We start from the raw sequence: 18,357 nt of genomic DNA, 5'->3' as shown, positions 1-18,357 counted from the left end.
CCACAGCGACCAAACAAATCACCGAAATAACACCACAAACAAAACATTTTCCCAACCCAGAGTTGCGAGCCTTGTCACATCTCAATTTTTACCGATACATACAATCAGCGCCATTCTCAATTCAGTAAGATTAAACCAATGAAAAAGACAATCTCTGCAGTCGCGCTAACTGCAATCCTAAGCACTCAACTTACCGGTTGTATGGGCCAAATGGGCCTAAGCGCCATGGTAACTAAGGCTAACCTTAGCGCTGTAGACAACCGTTACGGTCGTGCAGGCCTGTTCATCTTAATGAGCCCAATTTATGGCTTTGCTGCTACTGGCGATCTATTTATTATTAACAGCATCGAATTCTGGACTGGCACCAACCCTGTAACAGGCCGTTCACCTGCGGTTGTCGACATGCCAGTTGAAGCGATTTTCAAGGTTAACCAACACATCGATGGCGACCTAACAACCGCCCCGCTAAAGAACGTTAAGTTAACTAGCGCTTCAATGGTTGCAACTGACGAAAATACCTTGGCAATGACACTCATTTATGAAGATGGTAGCCAGCAGGTTATGTCTGGCGTTAAGCAAGATGAGCATGTTGATTTCTATCTAGATAACACATTCATTGCGCGCGTGAGCACTGATGAGCTTGCCGCGTACCAGCAAGGTTAATACCAATAGGTATAATGAATAACGCTTACTCCGTGATCTGAAAAGGGCCAGTCATACTGGCCCTTTTTTTATCCGTGTTGATTCAAAACGATTAACGCTTGCTGCGTTACTTGAGCGTATTTACTTGAACGTAGTTACTTGAGCGTTCGTTGAAAAAATGCCACCGCCTGCAGATACATCTGCAGTGCGAGCGCCGGGTCATGCCTAATATCTTCATCACGCATAAAGGCGTGTTGAGCGTTGACTTCCAACCAGTTAAACTTAGCCTCAGTTGCTTCAAGCTTGTCATACACCAGCTTGCGCCCCTCGCTTGAAACATGGGGGTCTTGTTTACCAAATATCATCACTAACTCGGCTGCTATATCGCCGGTTCGGCTCAAGGAGTCATTGCCTTTGTCACAAGGCAAAGTGTTGGAATGAATATCGGTTGGGTACAAACAGAAGGCTCCTTGAATATCGGGATTTAGCGCAGCGCGATAGGCTAAGTGCCCGCCAATACACACCCCCATGCTACCGATATGACTACTGCAAAAAATCAAACTACGAGCAAAGTCGACCAGTGCTTCGGTGTCACTGTCATGATGTTCAAGGCGCTTAGCAAACTTGTCAGCATTACCTTTGTCTTTACCGATATCGTCGTACGCCAGCACGGTGCCAATAGGATTAAGCTCGTGGAATACTTCAGGCACCAATACCACAAAGCCATGACCGGCGAGGATCGCTGCCGCACGGGCGATAGGCGCCGTTTGCTGAAAAATCTCTGAGTAGAAAATAATGGTGGCGAATTGCCCTTCGCAATCGGGACGATATAGGTAGGTCCGCATGGTTCCTGTCGCGGTCGAAATATCATGGACTTCTTGAGTAATGATCATCGGCTCTTTCCTTAGACGCTGTTAGCTAAGCTATGACTCGCCACATTTGCGACAAGCGGTAAGATAATGGCTATCTTCTTGTATCGATTATAATCTATCCTCTAAATAGCTTAAGCAAGTGGTTTATCGCTATAAAAAAGGCAGTAGCGCTCAAGTTATTTGCACCTAAGTCGCTCCTGCCCACTTATTACCTAACAAATTATTTTAATACAGCTGGTTGGGGCACTCTTCTCCCGCCAGTAGCTGGGTGACATTTGTCAGTGTCGTGTGTGCAATCGCACCTAATGCTTCTTCGGTTAAAAATGCCTGGTGACCTGTAAAAATCACGTTGTGACATGCAGACAAACGTCTAAATACGTCATCTTGAATGATTTCACTCGACTTATCTTCAAAGAAAAGCTCTTTCTCATTCTCGTATACATCTAATCCTAGTGAGCCCAGTTGTCCTGACTTCAGAGCTTCCATTGCATCGAGCGCATTAAGCAAACCACCACGGCTGGTATTGATGACCATAACGCCAGGCTTCATTTTTACAAAGCTGCCCTGGCTCAATAGATGAAAGTTATCTTTGGTCAACGGGCAATGCAGGCTAATGACATCACAAATAGGATACAGCTGCTCAAGTGTGAGGTACTCAACGCCTAAATCGATCACGTCTTGGTTAGGGTAAGGATCGTGGGCCACCACTTTACAGCCAAAACCCAGCAATACTTTAATTGTCGCGAGGCCTATCTTACCCGTGCCGATAACCCCAACCGTGCGGCCATGCATATTAAAGCCCACGAGCCCATCTAGTGAGAAGTTCGCATCACGGGTACGCTGATAGGCTTTATGAATTTTGCGATTAAGAGTAAGCATGAGTGCTACTGTGTGCTCTGCAACCGACTCAGGAGAGTAAGCAGGCACATTAACGACCTTCATTCCTAAACGTTCGGCGGCTTCTAGATCGACATTATTAAAGCCAGCGCAGCGCATAGCAATAATCTTAGTGCCACCTTGAGCGAGTTCAACTAGCACTTCTTCACAAAGAGAGTCATTAACAAAGGCGCACACGACCTCAAACCCTTCAGCGAGTTTTACAGTTTGCATACAGAGGCGGTAATCAAAATACTCGATACTGGCACCAAAGGTCGTGTTGGTTCGATTAAAATGCTGCATATCGTAATGTTTGGCGCTAAAAAAACCAATTTTCATTGTAGAAACCTTATCTAAATGAGGAAGAAATCTAAAATAGTGTATTTGATATTAGCAGATTTGTCTTGAGGGCTATTGATCTAAGCATTGTTGGCGGCTATAGAATTGAAGAAAAAAAAGCGAGCTCCTGACAGCTCGCTTTCCAGCTTATTCTGAAGGCTTTGCTAGGGAGTTAAGGATAAGATATCTCCAGCATTCAGATCGAAGCTATTATTGACTGAGCATAAAAATATCAATAATAGCAAGGAGTAAGCATATGCCCACCATATTAGCACTATCTATAAAGAGGTACCGCCAACTGTCTCACAAATTTGCTGTACAAATGGGTATTAGAGCCGACTAAGTCAATAAAACCTCTTGTTAATCTGAGCTTGTGATCTGTCAATGCTTTTCAAATAGTCATTTCCTGATAAGATTTACCGCAACCTAGCAGCACAAGACTCCTTAAATATGGCCAGAAAAGAACTCACAGAAAAACAATTTATGGTCCAACGTTTTTCTAAGACAGCCCTACGCGCTTTGCATATCTTGGGGATCACCGGAGCTGGCGGTGGCATTTTACTGCATGTTCCCCAGGAACAATGGCTGCTCTACTGGATCATGGCCATGAGCACAGGCTCTGCCATGATGCTATGGGAAATAGTGCGTGACTGGCGCTGGCTAATTCAGCTAAAGGGTGTGCTGACTCTGGTAAAGCTCGGCTTGCTAGGCTTGTTTATCCCCTTTGCCGCATACAAGCCTGAGTTGCTGATCGCTATCGTGTTATTATCTGTGGTGGTATCTCACGGCCCTGCAGGGCTAAGACATTTTTCAATAGTACATGGACGCAGAATTGGTGGAAGAAAAGAAGTTAAGGGCTAACAGCGCAGAGCTTATAACTCAGTTTTCAGCGCTGACTGACTACCTCAAACCCGGTTGTCAGGTACTCGATCTTGCCTGTGGTAGCGGCCGCAATGGTCAGTGGTTTACCAACAGAGGATGCCATGTTAGTTATCTAGATAGAGACCTATCCGGGCTTGATGTGGTAACCGATGATGCCAGCTCCATAGAGTTACTCAAGTGGGATCTTGAAAATGGCTGTGCGCCTGCATTGCCTCAAGAGCGCTACGATATCGTTCTGGTGTTTAACTACCTACATCGACCACTGTTCGCGCAGATCATCGATAGCGTTAAGCCCGGTGGGCTGATTATTTACGAGACCTTTACCGAGCAACAAGCGCAAATCGGTCGACCACGCAATCCAGCCTTCCTGCTTAAAGCGGGGGAATTAAAGGCATTAGTTGCCAATTGGCGCACTCTCCATTACGCTGAAGATCTATTCACTGAATTACCCACGGCAAGCTATAAGGCACAGCTTATTGCTCAAAAGCCGCTGGTATAACAGCTATTGCTATAAAACAGCATGAAATGGAGGCTAGCTATGTTCCCCTATCCAGAACCGTATCGAATTGCGCTGCCACCAATGATCACAGGCTTTATGGTTATCTGGGCACTGCTCAGTCGGTTAGTGTTTGGCGATGCCAGCATATTAAGCCTGTATCCACTATTAGCTCTGTTTCCCATTATTATATTGCTGCATCTATATCTGATCTGGGATGCCAGAAGTATGGGGCGCTTAGATCAATCTTTCTATGCCTTGATCCACTGTGCACTGGCATTTGTGGTTTGGACCTTTGCCATCATGCATGTTAATGGCAGAGGCTTCTCCTAAGCCTTCATGAGCCACAACAGTCAAGTCGATTTAATAACGACGCTCTCGAATCTACTTGCATGACGAACGATCAAAGAGGTATCTTTGCCGCGCATTTTTAATAAGGTTCCATCATGACTGATTTCGTCTACTCACCTCCCACAACGCCTTGGCTTGAAATACTTCACCAAGATAAAGACATTATGGTCGTTAACAAGCCGTCGGGGCTGTTATCTGTACCGGGTCGTGATCCTGCCCACGCAGACAGCACCTATAACCGCGTACTAGCAGAATTTCCTCATGCAAAAATAGTACACCGCTTAGATATGGCAACCTCGGGTGTCATCGTGGTCGCTTTGCTGCGCAGCGCCGAATCAGAGCTCAAGCGTCAATTCAGAGATAGAGAAACCGAGAAGACCTACTATGCGAGAGTGGCAGGTCATGTTAAGGAGACCCACGGCACTGTTAATCTGCCACTTATTTGTGACTGGCCCAATCGCCCGAAACAGAAGGTCGACCATAAGATAGGTAAACCATCACAGACTCACTATGAAGTGATCAGTCGCGGAAAACGCTCAACCTTGGTAAAGCTCACGCCTATCACCGGACGCTCGCATCAGCTACGTGTGCATATGATGGCATTAGGCCACCCAATTTTGGGCGATAACTTCTATGCTGACCCATTAGCCAAGAGACTCGCACCACGCCTACTGCTGCATGCACAATCGCTAACGATTACCCACCCTTACACTAAAGAGCGAATGACCTTTAGCTGTGATGCGCCGTTTATGAATGCCGAGGGCGAGCAGTAACTTTTCTGGCTCCGAAGCAGAATGTTCCTCATTAGTCGTGCTTATAAATAGTGCTCATAAATAGTACTTATAAATAATGCTCATAAGAATGATGCGTCAACGGCTCCTCCCTTTAAGCGCTGACGCATTATATATTTATAATGATAATCACAACTTACTGAGTGTTAGACCAATTTTTAAGACCCTAGTGCCTACACGACCGTAGGCGCTAACGCTAAAAACCCAATAAGCGTTAACGCTAAAAACCCAATAAGCGTTAACTACGGCACGCCTTTGATGCTAGATGAGTAATCACACTCACTTCTTTGACAAATCAGTAGAATATTCATCAAAAAATACGTAAATTGTTTAATTAACCAATAAGCAATTGACCTATTTATTATGGAAGCCCCATTTCAAAGAGACTCACTCGACAATCAAATTTTGTCGGCATTAATGAAAGAAGCAAGAACGCCCTTCGCCGAATTGGCTAAACGTTTTGGAGTGAGTGCTGGCACCATCCATGTTCGCGTCGAAAAAATGAAGCAAGCAGGGATCATCACAGGGGCGCAGATCACCGTTAACCCTAAAGCCTTAGGTTACGATGTATGCTGTTTTATCGGCATTAATTTAAAGAGTGCCGGAGACTATCCTGCAGCCATATCTAAACTCAATGCACTTGAAGAGGTGGTTGAGGCCTATTACACCACAGGTAACTACAGTGTTTTTGTAAAGGTCATGTGTCAGTCTATCGATGGACTGCAGCATGTATTGATTAATCGTATTCAGTCTATCGATGAGATCCAATCGACCGAAACACTGATTAGTTTACAAAACCCCATCGTACGGGCGGTTAAGCCTTAGCTCTTGTCTAGATGACAATAAAAAAGGCTAACTGATGTTAGCCTTTTACATATTATGAGCTCGCTCATAGTTAAAGCTCAAACAGATTGGTCATTACCTTGTAGAGTTCGGTGCCCTGATAGACAGAAGCTGATGCAAAATGCAGGATAGGCACACAATCTTGCTTAAGACTTAACGGAGTCAACTCGTTATCAGTGCCATACAGATCCAGCCTTAAAATATTTGCCAGAGTCTCACCCGTTTGCAATGGCTCACCCAGCTCAGCTTTATACTCAACCATCCCCGCCGTTGGCGCATGAAACTTCTTATAGTCTTTTAGATAACAGCCGTACCTTGGCATTTGAGCTGGTGCAACTTTATCGCTGACCACACCACGATGACTCAAGTAGGCTAAGATCCCCTGAGCATCGTTAAGGGCATCATCCATATCGATACGCTCTTGGCTAGCTAACTCCAAAGTAAATGCAGATACAGGAACGCCTAGAGTGCGTCCCTGTGATTGCGCATAGTCAGCCAGCTGCCACCAAGGGCAAAACACCGCTTCATCCATGGCGCCACCAAAATCATTAGGGATCACAAGAGTAAAGGGAATAGAGAAATACGATGCTGAATCCACATCGTATTCGGGACAATACATATGCTTACAAGACTTAGGGCCAGTATGCAGATCGATAACGATATCGGCTGCATGGGCCATCGACTGCAGCGTCACCGCAAGGCGTTTGCCTGTGGTCACGCCCCACTCACTATTTAAGTGAGCCTGACATGACTCAATCAATAACAAACGGTATGCCTTGATCAACGCCTTGTCTTCTAGATGAGCATTCTCTTGATACCAACTGGCGACATCGAGTTTGTGATCTAGATATTCTCTGTTCCAGTTAACCCCAGTGATAGGATCGAAACGCCCAAGGGTGAACTCACCACTTTTTTGATTAATCCCTAACGGGTTAGCCAAGGGAAGTAACGTCACTTCCCCCTTAACATCCATCGTCTCCAGCTGCTTCATCAACTGAAAAATCACCGCGTTACCTTGCACCTCGGCGCCATGCACATTGGCCTGAATAAATACGCTCGGCGCACTAAGGTCCTGTGCAGGAAGTCGGTAAACAGGAACATTAAGCTCCTGCCCCGTAGCCAACTCACCTACCTTTAGGCTCGATTGGGTAAATTTCATCAATGACTCGGTTACCTTTCATCTCTATCTGTTAGCAGTTATCTGTTATCTGTTATCTAGGCTTCAAACAGGTTTTCATGCAGGGCGCGAATAACATTGGCCGCCTCTGATTCATCCACCAGAATACACAAATTATGTGGGCTCGCGCCTTGACAGATCATGCGTACATTATAGGTCTCCAGTACTTCAAACACTCTTCGGCACACGCCAGCGGTCGAGGCGATGTTGTTACCTATCACCGCCACTAAGGCTAAGCCATCTTCGACGCGCACCCGACAGTGTTGTGATAACTCTTGCAGCAGTGCCTCACTCAATAATCCTTGGCCGCTAGAATCTGACCCGGTTTTATCTAATGTCAGTGCCACGTTAACCTCGGAGGTGGTGATCAAATCGACACTGATCTTATGCCGTGCAAGCGTGGCAAACGTCTCGGCGAGAAAGCCTTGCGCATGTAGCATCTGCAAGCTGTGTAGATTGAGTAGAGTTTGATCTCGGCGCACCGCGACGGCACGATAAACAGGCTCGCTTTCAACCTTATGGCGGATCCAGGTGCCACCCTGCTCAGGTGCCCAGCTTGAGCCAACGAAGACCTGAATCTTTTGCCTCACCGCAGGTAAGATAGTTGCCGGGTGTAGAACCTTGGCACCAAACGTCGCCATCTCGGCGGCTTCGTTAAAGCTGATTTCGGCGATCGGACTCGCATTCGGGGCGAGACGAGGATCGGTGGTATATATACCCGCCACATCGGTCCAGATCTCAACGGCATAGGCTTGCAACGCCTCGGCTAACAATGCTGCAGAGTAATCACTACCACCACGGCCAAGGGTTGTGGTGTTACCTTCACTATCGGCACCAACAAAACCTTGAGTCACTATCACCTGATCGGCGAGCAAAGGCTTAAGATTAGTTTGCACTAGCTCAGCAATTTGCTCGATTTGTGGTTCGGCGCGGCCATGATGGCTATCGGTTCTAAGCACTTGACGCACATCAAAAGCCGATGCGCTAGCCCCCTTCTCTCGCAATACGGCGGCAAAGAATATTGAAGAGCACATCTCACCTTGAGATAAGAGCTCATCCATTACAGCCTTGCTGCGGATCAGCTTTAGTCGCTCCACTAGAGCCGAGATATGGCTGAGAGTGCGATCAATCTTTGCGGCCACATCACTGGGGTTACCGAGCTTATCGAGGATCTGATATTGAATTGAGGCGATCTTCTTGATCAGCGCCTTTGACTCATCACTACTGATTTCAGCCTGAGTGAGCGCGACTAACTGATTGGTCACGCCACTCGATGCACTCACCACCACAACCCGTGTTTGCGGGTTAGCAATAATAATATCGGCGCAGCGCTGCATCGCAGCGTAATCGGCAACCGAAGTGCCGCCGAACTTAGCAACCGTTAACTTAGAAACTGATATTGGAGATTCTGATGCTATAAACATAGTACAGCCTCCATGCAAAATAGAGATGACTGACACAGACAGAAATGGGTATTTTGAATAACTAACATGAAAAAGCTCCGAACTAACTTCGTCCGAAGAGCCTGGTGCTATTGATTGCACCCCAAAAGATGGGAAACAGCGATCGCAACCAGAAGCTCTCCACCATAAAAAACATTGGTGACAATCGACAGGATTCAGCCTGAACAACCAACATTCAAGCCCGACCAAATGGCTATGAATATCTCGGCGCTAATCTCCCTCATAAGCCATCATTGGGGTTTGGCCCCCTCCAACTTACTACCTAGTTAGCGCTCCTCTTCTGTAGTTATTTTGTATACCTGCATTATCTGCTTTGTATACAAAATAACAGAGTAAAAAATATCAAAAAATAACCAATTAAGTCAACGGAAATCTAAATAGATTTTATTTTAACCAATATCAGGAAATTCTAACAGCAGCTTGACCCGTGGCGAGAACGCACCTAAGTGAGCATCGAACTTAGCTACTAAACAGGGAATCAAATGTAAACAGTCCGCTTCAACATAATAGATGGCATTTTGGTTAAACTGACAACCCAATTTAACCGCTTGAGCCTTATCAATGACAACTGCCCAACTCTTCTCCATATGTTTTCTGTCATGGGAGGTACCTATCATAGCGCGATAAGGAAGACCTAATCTGTGTATTTCATGCTGAAGTTTCCGGTCAAGCAGACCATTTTGGCAAGCCGTTAGCACCTCTCCACAGGGGTTATATGCGGTGATAATAGCGAACGATAATTGCGAAGATAATATTTGAGTAAACAGAAATTCAGTTTCTTTATAAAAGCGCCACAGCGTTTCGATAGAGTCATTCATACTAACAATTTCTCAAATTGAGGTGGAATTATTATAGCAAACTCGTTAGCACCTCCTAACAGTGTGATCTGCATCACTATTTGCAATTCTATCAATTTCAATATAATCAACAGCATAGTTTTCAAAAAGTGATCTAAATCATATCGTCGAGGAATTTTGTTAACATTTCATTTGTTAACAAATGCCTAAAACGAGTACAATGGGCTTGTTGATTGGCTCACCTCGATACATGTAACGAACACATTTTGTTACACATATCTGAAACAGATAGAAGAGTAATCCACACAGCAGTATCAAATGTGGCCTATGTTTGATTTAACATTTAAACTTCATACAAAACGGTAGTTAAGGAACTTTTTCCTACTATTGTTAATCAAAGTTTATACAGTTCACGTTTTTCCATATGTGAGATACCCATACTTTGCTTATCATGCAGTGTGTTGCTGTTTCGAGCCAAATTTGAAAGCACCTACGTGTATCAGTGAGTTATCAGCATAACTAGATGGAGTATAAATATTATTATACTCATGGTTAGAATTGACAGAGATTAGGTAATTAATATGCAAAACCCGCACATTCTTATTGTTGAAGATGAAGCAGTAACAAGAAACACACTTAGAAGTATTTTTGAAGCAGAAGGATATGTGGTAACGGAAGCCAATGACGGCGCTGAAATGCATAAGGCTATGCAAGACAACAAAGTTAACTTGGTCGTTATGGATATTAACTTACCAGGCAAAAACGGTCTTTTACTAGCTCGTGAACTTCGTGAAATTAATAATATCGGTCTAATCTTCCTAACGGGCCGTGATAACGAAGTAGATAAGATTCTAGGTCTTGAAATTGGTGCTGATGATTATATCACTAAGCCATTCAACCCACGTGAATTGACTATTCGTGCTCGTAACCTATTAACTCGCGTTAATAGCACAGGTACAGATTCAGAAGAGAAAAGCGCAGTTGAGTTCTACCGTTTCAACGGTTGGAGCCTTGAAATCAACAGCCGCTCTCTAGTAAGCCCACAAGGTGAGTCATACAAGCTACCACGCAGTGAGTTCCGCGCGATGCTTCACTTTGTTGAAAACCCAGGCAAGATCCTAAGCCGTGCAGACCTTCTAATGAAGATGACTGGCCGCGAGCTCAAGCCACATGACCGTACTGTTGACGTAACAATCCGTCGTATCCGTAAGCACTTCGAAAGCTTGCCAGATACGCCAGAAATCATCGCAACAATCCACGGTGAAGGTTACCGTTTCTGCGGTAGCTTAGAAGATTAATTCTAAGCTACCCAAGCTGTACTGCTAGCGCTGCAGTGAATAAAAAGCCAGTCGATTGACTGGCTTTTTTTATGCTTAAATTTCGACACTATTGTTCTAACATGCATATTTAATATATGCTTAAATTAGAGTATAAACTTAAGTAAAACTGAAATTCACTTAGGATAAAACCTAATTATCAGCCATAAGAAATGATAAACCATTCAAATGTATACCTATAAAGCAATAGAGTCTCATATAATTCTACGCTCTACTTCCCTACGGCTAAGCATATAAATACAGATTTCGATTCAAGCCAGCCTTGTTGTTATTAATGATATTTAATTTCAAATTAACCTTAATAAAAAAGGCGTGGTCTATTAATTGCAGTCTATTAACCACAATTAACAGTACCAACGCCTGATTTATATCACACTAGCCATTGCGTTATTACTGCTTAAGTTCTCGATTTAAAAAATCTGCTAGTGAGCGATATAAATGTACTCGCACCTTTTCACCACGCATCGAGTGTTTCGAGCCTGGGTAATCGATCATCTGGAATAACTTGCCCTCATCCTGCAGCGCCTTATAGACTCGAGTGCTGTTCTCAAACAAGACATTGTCATCGGCCATGCCGTGGTACATCAACAGACCAGATTGATAACCACCAACATACGGCAACACGCTACTGGCCTCATAACCTTTGGCATTGGTTTTAGGGTGGCCCATATAACGCTCAGTATAATGGGTGTCATACAGAGACCAGTCTGATACTGGCGCACCAGAGATCGCCGCCTTAAAGTAGTCTGGCGCTTTAAATAGACTCATCAGTGCCATGTAGCCGCCATAGCTGTGGCCATAGATAGCGATATTATCAGAATCAACATACGGCAGGGTGCGCAGGTAATCCACACCGACCTTTTGATCGTTCACTTCAACCTCGCCAAGCTGCTTATAGATCACATACTCAAACTGGGTGCCACGATGGGCCGAACCGCGGTTATCGAGCTGATAAACGATATAGCCTTGCTGTAAAAGATGCTGAGTAAAGTAGTCTTGATGACTCCAGCTATTGACCACCAACTGTGCATGGGGGCCGCCATAGACGCGTACTACCACCGGATACTGCTTTGAAGCATCAAAGTTGGTCGGCTTGAATAGGCGGTATTGCAACATTTGGCCATCTTCGACTTTCAGCTCACCAAACTCCGGCACCTGCCACAGACCAAAGTAGTCATAAAGTGGATGGCCTTGTTTAACTTCGTTTTGCTCAACCCAAGCTAAGCGTTCACCACTTTTATCATGCAGGCTCACCTGTGGCGGCTGTGACAAACTGCTGAAGTAATCAAGGTACACAGGTTTATTGTCGGCAAATACCGTGGAGTGCATGCCGCTACGCTGACTGATGTCTTCAACCTTGCCACCAGCTAGTGCCACGCGGTAAAGCTGCTTCTCTATCACCTTGGTTTTACGACCAGTAAAGTAAATCTCCCCGGCTTTTTCATCGATATACTCGACCGCATCCACCGCCCAGTCACCTTGAGTTAACTGACTAATCACCTTGCCATCTAGGCCAATTAAATAAAGATGGTTAAAGCCATCTCGCTCTGACGCCCAGATAAATGCCTTTTGCTGCTTTAAAAAGTGCAGGTCGTCATTAAGGTTTACCCAAGCCTGACTGCGCTCTTTAACTAAGTCTCTATCATTTTTAATGTCATCAATCGCCACCACACGTAGATCTAGCGCTTGCTGATCGCGGCTCTGCCACTGATAAGACAGATGCTTACTGTCTGGTAGCCATTTTACTCGTGGTAGATAGATATCGGTCTCTTTGCCTAAATCGACCCAAACTACTTTTTTATCTTTAAGGGTCACAACCCCAAGTTCAACCTTGACGTTGTTTTCACCTGCGTAGGGATAACGCTGCTCGGTCAGCTTAATTCCGTCGGCGTAAATTTCGTTACGAGTCACCAGCTCAACACCCGCCTCATCGATGCGAGTGTAGGCAATCGCTGACTCATCGGGCGCCCACCAGTAACCCGTCATTCTGCCCATCTCTTCTTGAGCGACAAACTCAGCCATGGCATTTTTAATCGCGCCGCCACCATCAGTGGTTAAGGCTGTGATTTTCTGGGTTTTCAGATCCAATACATACAAGTTTTGCTCTCGCACAAACGACACAAAGTGGCCTTTAGGCGACAGTCTGGCGTCGGTAGCGAAGCCTTCACCCGTTGCAAGCAGCTTGACCTTGTTATCTGCAACTGAGTAGTAATACAGTTGACCTGCTGCAGGGATTAAAATCGCAGCGCTATCATCAGACCAAAAGTACTCCATGATCCCCTGACCATAAATACGCTGGCGCTCACGGCGCGCTTTCTCTTCGTCAGACAATTCACCCGCCTCCAGCTTATCGGCATCGATAAGCAGACTCTGCTTACCCGTTGCCACATCCATCTGCCACAAGTCGTAGAGATGCTGATCCTCTTTACGGCCCGCAAGGTAGGTGACGCGCTTACCATCGGGTGACAGTTTAAGTCCACGCGGGCTGCTTCCAGCCAAGGCTGGAGAGGCATACATGCGTTCAATGGTAAGAGGTTGCGTGCCGCCAGTAGGCGCAGGAGAGGTTTGGGCAATAGCCGCTGGCGCTAACACTATCGACAAAGACGCCAACAGTAAACTCATCCAATTTTTTTTCATTATTATTCCCTGGATAATACACCTCAAAGGTGCTTGGCTGAAAATTCGACTACATTGTGCCTTAATCATCACTAAAACAAAAATTGTGCAATTTTTTGCCAATCATTCCAGCCGAAAAGCCAATCTTTACAGCTGAAAAAACTGCCATACTCAGGTATCATCGCGTCAATAATAAAGAATACACTTTTGTCCTGACCTCAAACTCAATTTACTCACGTAAAATTGTATAGGAAACAAGATGCAAACTCTGGCTGAAAACCTGACATCACAAGCAATTTCTCCTACTCTTGAAAAGCTGATCCTGACCCTAGCTAACACCTCAAAAGAGATTAGCCATGCAGTACGCCACGGCGCACTCGCAGGCGTGCTAGGTGCAACAGAGCAGGAAAATGTTCAAGGCGAAACACAGAAGAAACTCGATATCATCACCAATGATATGCTCAAAGATGCCCTAAAGGCCGACGGTACAGTGCGTGGTATCGCCTCTGAAGAGGAAGACTATGTGGTTGAAGCCGATGCCAACGGTGAGTTCCTAGTCTGTTTTGATCCGCTAGATGGTTCTTCAAACATCGACATTAACTCACTTGTCGGCACCATCTTCTCGGTATTACCAGCGCCAGCAGGCGAGCTAACAGAAAAGAGTTTCCTACAAGCAGGTCACAACCAAGTTGCCGCAGGTTATGTACTATATGGCCCATCAACCATGCTTGCGCTAACTACAGGTCAAGGCGTACAGCTATTCACCCTAAACCCAGAGACTAACCAGTTCTTGCTAACCAATGCTGCTATGGCTGTCAGCAAAGACACCGGCGAATTTGCCATTAACATGTCAAACCAACGCTTCTGGGAAGCGCCAATGCAGACTTACATTAGCGATTTGCTACTAGGTAAAATTGGCCCACGTGAAAAGTCATTCAACATGCGCTGGATTGCAGCCATGGTTGGTGACGTGCACCGCGTACTTTGTCGCGGCGGTATCTTCACTTATCCGACAGATAACAAAAATCCAGAGAAGCCATACAAGCTACGTTTAATGTACGAAGCTAACCCAATGGCATTCTTAGTTGAGCAAGCAGGTGGTAAAGCGTCAACGGGTTATGAAACCATTATGGATATTGAGCCAACTGCAATTCACCAACGTGTTGCGGTGATCTTAGGCTCAGCCAATGAAGTTGATGCTTGTCTTGAATATCACGGTATTGATTACAGCGAAGAACCAGCTTTATAGGTTCTAGGAAAGGCTGAGACGGTAAGAGCCGAGAAAGCTAAGACGGTGTAGGCTAAGACGGTAAAAGCCGGAAAAGAAAAAATCTAAAAGAAAAGCACAATCCTATGTTAGTTAGGGTTGTGCTTTTTTTTGCGCCGAACTTTTTGGCGCAGGGAGCTTGTTGTTATCAGGCTACGCCTGACTTTTAAGTTAGACTGCGTCTAACAACTAAAGTCGTGAGCTTCCAGCTCACACTCGGGCAAGAGGGGATCAACAGCAATCCCCTCTTGCATCACCCCTGCCGCCCCGACGAAGTTACATGCATTAGATACGGGCCTCATACTTATGGATAAATAGCTAACGCTTCCGATGGGGCATCTGATGTGAATGGATTCACAAATGCCGTGATGGCATGGATGCCAAGGAGCGGCCTGTCCCGCGAAAGCTATGCCCACATCCGTGTGGGCATTACGGTTATTTCTTCAACGTACTTCGGCAACTTCGATGGGGAATAGGTGTTTTCTGTGAGCTAAATAGGGGAAGTTAAATTAGGTATTTGAATGCTTACTCTGATCCTACATATCTTAGAATGTTTACTGGTCCCACATATCTCTAATTATCCTGTCATTTTGCTTTTTAAGCATCAACGTTTCCGCGGAAACTTTCATATCATGCCAACAGGAAAATGAAGTATTGGCTGTAATAAATTCATCCCAAACTTCTAATTTAAGATCATCTTGTGTTTTTAGTTGTATGCCTGAACTCTCAACCATTGACTCTAAATCTGAAAAACTTGAGTTTTTTTGGATGAAGTCTGGAGAAAGAAGTTGGTTCAACAAGAATGTACTTTCGGCTCTTTTAGAAATTTGCTTTTCACATTTAACACATAGGAAGTACGATTGAAACTCACCTGCCAACTCTGCAATCTTCATGCGTGTTGTAAATGACTTATTACAACAAGAGCAATTTTGCGCTTTTAATGACGCTTGTTTATTTGTGCGGTTGTAGCACTTTTTACACAGAGCGAGCCGTTCTCCACCTTTTTCGAGAAAGTATCTATTCTGCTTTCTATGGCTAATAACTTCATCACACTCACAGCAAACCGAATGCTTTTTATCCATGTAGTATATGCATACCAAAAGAGTCACAATACCGCTAAATATCAAAGCTATAAGCTCATTATTTTCCAATTAGTTGCTCCGAATGTATAACGCCCGCGTCATTTGCCGCAGCGAAGCGGAGGTCAAATGCACGCGTTTGTTATATCACTCTAAATTACGAATCTTAATACTACTTTTCGCCACATAAGCTTGTTTAAACTTTACCTTATAGGGCAAATTTTCTTTGATGTATGACTTAGTCTTATCTGAAGTTCTGCACCCGAATATTATCGATTTAATCCATTCTGGCTGATATTTTACTAGTGCAAATTTTTCTCCCTGCTTCGAAATCAGGTGATCCATTGCATGGCTCATTTGAAATCGATACTCTGACTCATACTCCCATTCATCCAGCTTAATTAGAAGAGATTCCCAGATACGGATACCTACATCATCTTTAGACATCGATCCACAGTGAATTTTTATCAGGTCGAGAAGCTTAAAATCAGCTATATCACTTTGATAAGTTACCTTTTCAGCTTTGACCATGTTCGCGTCCCACTCTATACAAAAGCCAGCGTGTGAGCTTGCATAGTGTGACCACATCAAATTGCTTGTTTCACAATCTGTGACGCAGTAATACAGGTAACTGTCGAACAGTTTTTCAATGTCATCGTTAAATTTACGAATTTTTGCCTGCCAGTCTTCACCTAAATACAAGCGTCTGAATTCAGCTCGCTTTGAAGCAGGCAAGCTTCCTGCTATCTTTTTCAGCTGACTTCTATCAGGGGAAATGAAATTGATTTTTGAATCAAACAGATCATTGAAGTTCTTCCTCGTTGAGAATGTAACTTCGGAGTTAAAAAGATTGATCAGTGAATACTCTTGCTCAAAGTTTTCATCTTGATCAACAGGGCAATACTTATAGAAACTTGTATTGTTCAATTACTGTCTTCCTTGGATGATATAACAGCTTATTATCTAGCTGCTCGATAATGTTCCGTTTAAAATTCAACCTAGCTGCTACCACACCATACCAAATGGCTGTTTAATAATGAAAAAGTATGAAGCGTATAACTAAAATCTTTAATACCAAGCCCGAAAAATTGAGCGTCTTTATGTAGAGGTCTCTACATTCTTTTACCAATCATCATAAATTCAATAAGTTATCAAAATAGTGGAAGTTTATCGAGCATAGAACACCTGATTTTTTTTTGCGCACTTTACCAACTAGTTAGCAGACAGATAAACCTCTCTCTGTAATAAGCAAAAAGACAAACTCAGACACCACACTCACAGAAAACACCAAATCCCCATCGGAGTTGCCGAAGTACGTTGGAATAAATCGCGTGATGCCGACATGGATGTCGGCGTAGCTTTCGCGGGGCAGGATGCCCCATCGGAAGCGTTAGCGATTTATCCATAAGTACAAGGGAGACAACTTCGTCGGGGCGGCTGGGGAGATGCAAGAGGGGGAAGCTGTTGTCCCCCTCTTGCCCGAGTGTGAGCTGGAAGCTCACGACTTTAGTTGTTAGACGCAGTCTAACTGATTGACTTCAACAACGATAAACCACGCTATCGCTAGCGAGACTTAACATATGGTTGACCAATCGCCTTAGGCCCAACTGCGCGGCCGATAAAACCTGCTAGTAACAACACAGTTAAGATATACGGTAATACCTCAATCGCCTGTACTGGGATCTCGCCGACAAGTGGTAACTCAACACCTTGCAGACGAATCGCAATAGCATCAAGGAAACCAAATAGTAGACAACCAAATAGCACTGGAACAGGTTTCCACTTACCAAAAATCAACGCAGCTAAGGCGATGAAGCCTTTACCCGCACTCATATTAGGAACAAAGCCAGCACTGTGGGCTGTCGATAGATAAGCCCCCGCAATTCCAGCTAGAATTCCGGAAATGATAAGTGCACGATAGCGGATCCAAGCAACTGAAATACCTGCAGTATCTACAGCATGTGGGTTTTCGCCCGCAGCACGTAACCTAAGGCCAAAACGAGTTTTATAAATAACCCAATAACAGACTGGAACGGCAAACAGCGACAAATAAACTAAGAAATTATGGCCTGAGAAAAGTTGGCTATAAAATTGGCCGAACACAGGAACATCGGCTACCGCCTCAGCTCCCGGCAGAGTGATAGCGGTAAAGCGTGAGCTGTCAGTTAGCGCTGGTGTCTGCCCGCCTAAACCAAACCAGAAACGACCTAAGGTTACTGTCAAACCAACCGCCAGCATATTAATTGCCACACCGGATACGATCTGGTCGCCTCGGTGAGTAATGGATGCAAAGCCATGGATAAGTGCCAACAGCACTGAAATACCGATACCAGCCAATAGACCAAGCCAAACAGAGCCCGTTACGGCAGCCATTGCCGCTGCGGCAAAAGCGCTAGAGAGCATCTTACCCTCCAGTGCAATGTTGACGATGCCTGAACGCTCAGAGAAAAGTCCGGCGAGCGCAGCAAGAATAAGTGGAGCCGATACCCTTAGCGTTGCATCTAAGATCAGAATGATACTCTCAAACAT

At 44.8% G+C, this 18,357-nt stretch carries 17 protein-coding genes and 1 riboswitch; of the genes, 8 read left to right on the top strand and 9 right to left on the bottom strand.

Annotation, left to right across the window (positions count from 1 at the left end; translation table 11 throughout):
* Positions 1-138 precede the first annotated feature (138 nt).
* Positions 139-663, top strand: a complete 525-nt coding sequence (locus SHAL_RS04080; RefSeq protein WP_012275925.1) for a DUF3332 domain-containing protein — start codon at positions 139-141, stop codon at positions 661-663.
* 134 nt (positions 664-797) lie between these two features.
* On the opposite strand, the gene SHAL_RS04075 is transcribed toward SHAL_RS04080, so the two are convergent.
* Both SHAL_RS04075 and SHAL_RS04070 read right to left on the bottom strand, forming a co-directional pair.
* A complete protein-coding gene (locus tag SHAL_RS04075; RefSeq protein ID WP_012275924.1) occupies positions 798-1,535 on the bottom strand; it encodes a dienelactone hydrolase family protein in 738 nt (245 codons plus the stop codon).
* Positions 1,536-1,739: 204 nt separating this feature from the next.
* Positions 1,740-2,729, bottom strand: a complete 990-nt coding sequence (locus tag SHAL_RS04070) for a 2-hydroxyacid dehydrogenase (protein WP_012275923.1) — start codon at positions 2,727-2,729, stop codon at positions 1,740-1,742.
* A gap of 450 nt (positions 2,730-3,179) precedes the next feature.
* Here SHAL_RS04070 and SHAL_RS04065 point away from each other — a divergent pair, with 450 nt between their 5' ends.
* The 5 genes from SHAL_RS04065 (at position 3,180) to asnC (ending at position 6,074) form a co-directional block, all read left to right on the top strand.
* The gene (locus tag SHAL_RS04065) at positions 3,180-3,590 is read left to right on the top strand and encodes a hypothetical protein (protein ID WP_012275922.1); all 411 of its coding nucleotides are present in this window, start codon (positions 3,180-3,182) and stop codon (positions 3,588-3,590) included.
* Positions 3,550-4,110, top strand: a complete 561-nt coding sequence (locus SHAL_RS04060; protein ID WP_049763868.1) for a class I SAM-dependent methyltransferase — start codon at positions 3,550-3,552, stop codon at positions 4,108-4,110. Before SHAL_RS04065 ends, SHAL_RS04060 begins: the two co-directional genes overlap by 41 nt.
* A gap of 39 nt (positions 4,111-4,149) precedes the next feature.
* Positions 4,150-4,440 carry a hypothetical protein gene (locus tag SHAL_RS04055; RefSeq protein WP_012275920.1) on the top strand — a complete coding sequence of 97 codons (291 nt, stop codon included), beginning with the start codon at positions 4,150-4,152 and terminating at the stop codon, positions 4,438-4,440.
* 113 nt (positions 4,441-4,553) lie between these two features.
* Positions 4,554-5,231, top strand: coding sequence for a bifunctional tRNA pseudouridine(32) synthase/23S rRNA pseudouridine(746) synthase RluA (rluA, locus tag SHAL_RS04050; protein ID WP_012275919.1), 678 nt, complete (start codon positions 4,554-4,556; stop codon positions 5,229-5,231).
* Positions 5,232-5,612: 381 nt separating this feature from the next.
* The gene (gene asnC / locus SHAL_RS04045) at positions 5,613-6,074 is read left to right on the top strand and encodes a transcriptional regulator AsnC (RefSeq protein ID WP_012275918.1); all 462 of its coding nucleotides are present in this window, start codon (positions 5,613-5,615) and stop codon (positions 6,072-6,074) included.
* A 70-nt stretch (positions 6,075-6,144) separates the two neighbouring features.
* On the opposite strand, the gene SHAL_RS04040 is transcribed toward asnC, so the two are convergent.
* From SHAL_RS04040 to SHAL_RS04030, 3 genes are all read right to left on the bottom strand, one after another.
* Positions 6,145-7,251: a succinylglutamate desuccinylase/aspartoacylase family protein gene (locus tag SHAL_RS04040; protein WP_012275917.1), complete on the bottom strand. Its 1,107-nt coding sequence runs from the start codon at positions 7,249-7,251 to the stop codon at positions 6,145-6,147.
* Positions 7,252-7,307: 56 nt separating this feature from the next.
* A complete protein-coding gene (gene lysC / locus SHAL_RS04035) occupies positions 7,308-8,693 on the bottom strand; it encodes a lysine-sensitive aspartokinase 3 (RefSeq protein ID WP_012275916.1) in 1,386 nt (461 codons plus the stop codon).
* A 144-nt stretch (positions 8,694-8,837) separates the two neighbouring features.
* A riboswitch (Lysine riboswitch) is annotated at positions 8,838-9,020 on the bottom strand.
* Positions 9,021-9,121: 101 nt separating this feature from the next.
* The gene (locus tag SHAL_RS04030) at positions 9,122-9,550 is read right to left on the bottom strand and encodes a DUF3293 domain-containing protein (RefSeq protein ID WP_012275915.1); all 429 of its coding nucleotides are present in this window, start codon (positions 9,548-9,550) and stop codon (positions 9,122-9,124) included.
* A 560-nt stretch (positions 9,551-10,110) separates the two neighbouring features.
* On the opposite strand from SHAL_RS04030, the gene arcA reads away from it, so the two are divergent.
* Positions 10,111-10,827 carry a two-component system response regulator ArcA gene (arcA, locus tag SHAL_RS04025; RefSeq protein ID WP_012153996.1) on the top strand — a complete coding sequence of 239 codons (717 nt, stop codon included), beginning with the start codon at positions 10,111-10,113 and terminating at the stop codon, positions 10,825-10,827.
* Positions 10,828-11,256: 429 nt separating this feature from the next.
* Here the strand turns inward: arcA and SHAL_RS04020 are convergent, their stop codons facing one another.
* Positions 11,257-13,503, bottom strand: coding sequence for a S9 family peptidase (locus tag SHAL_RS04020; protein WP_012275914.1), 2,247 nt, complete (start codon positions 13,501-13,503; stop codon positions 11,257-11,259).
* Between the two features lie 238 nt (positions 13,504-13,741).
* Between SHAL_RS04020 and SHAL_RS04015 the strand changes: the two genes are divergently transcribed.
* Positions 13,742-14,731 carry a class 1 fructose-bisphosphatase gene (locus tag SHAL_RS04015; protein ID WP_012275913.1) on the top strand — a complete coding sequence of 330 codons (990 nt, stop codon included), beginning with the start codon at positions 13,742-13,744 and terminating at the stop codon, positions 14,729-14,731.
* A gap of 572 nt (positions 14,732-15,303) precedes the next feature.
* Here SHAL_RS04015 and SHAL_RS04010 read toward each other — a convergent pair.
* From SHAL_RS04010 to SHAL_RS04000, 3 genes are all read right to left on the bottom strand, one after another.
* On the bottom strand, positions 15,304-15,900 hold the full coding sequence (locus SHAL_RS04010; protein ID WP_012275912.1) for a hypothetical protein: 597 nt from the start codon (positions 15,898-15,900) through the stop codon (positions 15,304-15,306).
* A gap of 75 nt (positions 15,901-15,975) precedes the next feature.
* The gene (locus SHAL_RS04005; RefSeq protein WP_012275911.1) at positions 15,976-16,755 is read right to left on the bottom strand and encodes a DUF2971 domain-containing protein; all 780 of its coding nucleotides are present in this window, start codon (positions 16,753-16,755) and stop codon (positions 15,976-15,978) included.
* 636 nt (positions 16,756-17,391) lie between these two features.
* Positions 17,392-18,357, bottom strand: a complete 966-nt coding sequence (locus SHAL_RS04000) for an ABC transporter permease (protein WP_012275910.1) — start codon at positions 18,355-18,357, stop codon at positions 17,392-17,394.

It is taken from the genome of Shewanella halifaxensis HAW-EB4 (genome assembly GCF_000019185.1).
In the GTDB taxonomy this organism is placed as follows: Bacteria; Pseudomonadota; Gammaproteobacteria; order Enterobacterales; family Shewanellaceae; genus Shewanella; species Shewanella halifaxensis.
Note: the sequence above shows the minus strand (reverse complement) of the source record. Positions and strands in the feature narration are given on the sequence as shown.

Coding starts and splice junctions, on each gene's coding strand:
- SHAL_RS04080 (WP_012275925.1), top strand. CDS start 139: ATGAAAAAGACAATCTCTGCAGTCGCGCTAACTGCAATCCTAAGCACT.
- SHAL_RS04075 (WP_012275924.1), bottom strand. CDS start 1,535: ATGATCATTACTCAAGAAGTCCATGATATTTCGACCGCGACAGGAACC.
- SHAL_RS04070 (WP_012275923.1), bottom strand. CDS start 2,729: ATGAAAATTGGTTTTTTTAGCGCCAAACATTACGATATGCAGCATTTT.
- SHAL_RS04065 (WP_012275922.1), top strand. CDS start 3,180: ATGGCCAGAAAAGAACTCACAGAAAAACAATTTATGGTCCAACGTTTT.
- SHAL_RS04060 (WP_049763868.1), top strand. CDS start 3,550: ATGGACGCAGAATTGGTGGAAGAAAAGAAGTTAAGGGCTAACAGCGCA.
- SHAL_RS04055 (WP_012275920.1), top strand. CDS start 4,150: ATGTTCCCCTATCCAGAACCGTATCGAATTGCGCTGCCACCAATGATC.
- rluA (WP_012275919.1), top strand. CDS start 4,554: ATGACTGATTTCGTCTACTCACCTCCCACAACGCCTTGGCTTGAAATA.
- asnC (WP_012275918.1), top strand. CDS start 5,613: ATGGAAGCCCCATTTCAAAGAGACTCACTCGACAATCAAATTTTGTCG.
- SHAL_RS04040 (WP_012275917.1), bottom strand. CDS start 7,251: ATGAAATTTACCCAATCGAGCCTAAAGGTAGGTGAGTTGGCTACGGGG.
- lysC (WP_012275916.1), bottom strand. CDS start 8,693: ATGTTTATAGCATCAGAATCTCCAATATCAGTTTCTAAGTTAACGGTT.
- SHAL_RS04030 (WP_012275915.1), bottom strand. CDS start 9,550: ATGAATGACTCTATCGAAACGCTGTGGCGCTTTTATAAAGAAACTGAA.
- arcA (WP_012153996.1), top strand. CDS start 10,111: ATGCAAAACCCGCACATTCTTATTGTTGAAGATGAAGCAGTAACAAGA.
- SHAL_RS04020 (WP_012275914.1), bottom strand. CDS start 13,503: ATGAAAAAAAATTGGATGAGTTTACTGTTGGCGTCTTTGTCGATAGTG.
- SHAL_RS04015 (WP_012275913.1), top strand. CDS start 13,742: ATGCAAACTCTGGCTGAAAACCTGACATCACAAGCAATTTCTCCTACT.
- SHAL_RS04000 (WP_012275910.1), bottom strand. CDS start 18,357: ATGTTTGAGAGTATCATTCTGATCTTAGATGCAACGCTAAGGGTATCG.